General features: G+C 60.6%; 2 protein-coding genes. One reads left to right on the plus strand and one right to left on the minus strand.

Annotation, left to right across the window (positions count from 1 at the left end):
* Positions 1-137 precede the first annotated feature (137 nt).
* Positions 138-719, minus strand: coding sequence for a dCTP deaminase (gene dcd / locus B2994_RS03090; RefSeq protein WP_291526917.1), 582 nt, complete (start codon positions 717-719; stop codon positions 138-140).
* 684 nt (positions 720-1,403) lie between these two features.
* On the opposite strand from dcd, the gene B2994_RS03095 reads away from it, so the two are divergent.
* Positions 1,404-2,213, plus strand: coding sequence for a sulfite exporter TauE/SafE family protein (locus B2994_RS03095; RefSeq protein ID WP_291526918.1), 810 nt, complete (start codon positions 1,404-1,406; stop codon positions 2,211-2,213).
* Positions 2,214-2,231: the final 18 nt, after the last annotated feature.

Below are 2,231 nucleotides of genomic sequence, written 5' to 3' on the forward strand. Positions count from 1 at the left end.
GCGTCGCTCACTGTGCCAAATTTGGCAGATCTTGCGTTTTAGGACTATTTTTAGCCCGCTACAGCGCAGGATCTGCCAAATTTGGCAGGCTGGTTGGCAGGCTGGTCAGTATGCTGCTCGACAGGATAATCAAGCAGTTAGTCGTTGATCTCGGCCTTGTAGAAGTTGATGTAGGAGCGTGACGGCGTCGGGCCGCGCTGGCCCTGATAATGCGAGCCGGTCTCCTTGGATCCATACGGATGTTCTGCCGGCGAGGACAGCTGGAAGAAGCACATCTGCCCGATTTTCATGCCGGGCCACAGCTTGACCGGCAGGGTGGAGACGTTCGACAGCTCCAGCGTGATATGGCCTTCGAAACCGGGGTCGATGAAACCGGCGGTCGAATGTGTCAGAATGCCCAACCTGCCCAGTGAGCTTTTGCCCTCAAGCCGGGCCGCAATCGTGGCGTCGAGTTTGACGTACTCCCACGTGGAGCCGAGCGCGAATTCCCCCGGATGCAGGATCCACGGCTGGTCTGGCCCCACTTCGAATTGTTCGGTCAGCGATCCTTGGTTTTCAGCCGGGTCCACATAGGTATACGCATGATTGTTGAACAGGCGGAAGAAGCGATCCAGACGCACGTCGATCGAGGCCGGCTGCACCATTTCCGGGGTCCAAGGGTCGAGCGAAATATGACCATCCTCATAGGCGGCCCGAATATCCCGGTCGGACAGCAGCATGGCAACTCCTTTAGTGTTGTGCGGCGACAGGCCACGTTCTTGGCGACAGGCCACGTTCCTTGCACAGTGTAGCGCGCAGGCGGGAACCGGCATTCCCAGAAGATTTTCAGCTAACTTGACAGGTGCGCCAAGGTACCTCTGCTTTACTGTGAATTGTTGGCGGAATGCAGCAGTTCCACCGGCATATAACCCTTCTTCTCTCCTTTCTCTCTCCCCGGCGGGCGTTACCCGCCGGGTTCTCTTTTTGTAGGTGGCGATAAAGGCCTGCAGCCATGGTCGCTGTTGACCGTCGCGACCCTGATGACGTGGGGCGCTCGGGCGTGTGACCGCCACCGAACGCCTGTACCTAGTGACGCTGCTGACCGTGATGACCCTGATGGTGGTGGTGACTCCGCTGGCATAGTCGTGCAGCTGCGCCTAGCGCGAGGCAGAATGGGTTGTCATCAGGCATGGGTGCGTTGCCGACTGTGGGTACGCTGCTGACCGTGGGCTGGTGCGTAGGTTCGGGCGTGGGCGCGGAACGGTTGCCATGGCCGGGCGTGGGCTGGGCGTATGTTGCTATATGTGCATGGAGCTCTGACTGGGCTGCATTCTCATGCGTCGCACGCCCGCGCGCTACACCGCATGTGCATGCAGCGCGGTTGCGGCAATGGAATTCGACGTTCTGGAAGAGGATGGCAGCCAATGGCAACGGTGGATGAGGACAACAATCTGGATGAGTCTCCGCGTGGCATCGCGGTGCTGGTGGCGGTGGGCGTGCTGGTGGGCATTCTGTCCGGCCTGTTCGGCATCGGCGGTGGCACGGTGATTGTGCCGGCGCTGGTCTGGCTGGGGCTTACGCAGCGTCATGCGGCGGCCACGTCCATGCTCGCCATCGTGCCCACGTCCATTTCGGGCGTGGTGTCGTATGCGATGAACGGCAATGTGGATTGGCTGGCCGCCCTGCTGCTGTTCTGCGGCATGTTCTTCGGCGGGCAAATCGGCAGCTGGCTACTGGCCAAATTGCCCGAATTGGTGCTTCGCTGGGTGTTTGTGGCGTTTCTGGTGTTTGTGATCGTCAATCAGCTGATCTTCACGCCGTCGCGCGATTCGGTGATCGACATGAATGTGGTCACAGGGGTCTGCCTGGTGCTGCTGGGTGTGGTGATCGGCATTCTCGCGGGCCTGCTGGGCATCGGCGGCGGTGCGCTCGCGGTTCCGTCGCTGTCCATTTTGTTCGCCGCGTCGGATCTCATCGCGCGCGGCACGTCGCTGCTGGCCATGTTCCCGAACGCCATCACCACCACCGTCGCGAACGTGAAGCGCAGGATGGTGCATTTCAAGGCGGGGCTCATCATCGGCGTTGTCGCGGCATTCGTCACCCCGTTGGGCACGTGGGTGGCCGGTGCGGTCAGCCCGGTTGTCGGCAAGTATCTGTTCGCCGCATATTTGGCGTTTTTGCTGATCCGCTCGCTTTATGTGGCGTTGGAGGCCACCAAGGCAGTGAAGCGCTAGGCGCGATGCCTGCCTGCA

Origin of the sequence: Bifidobacterium sp. UBA744, from assembly GCA_002298605.1 — a bacterium.
Lineage (GTDB): Bacteria > Actinomycetota > Actinomycetes > Actinomycetales > Bifidobacteriaceae > Bifidobacterium.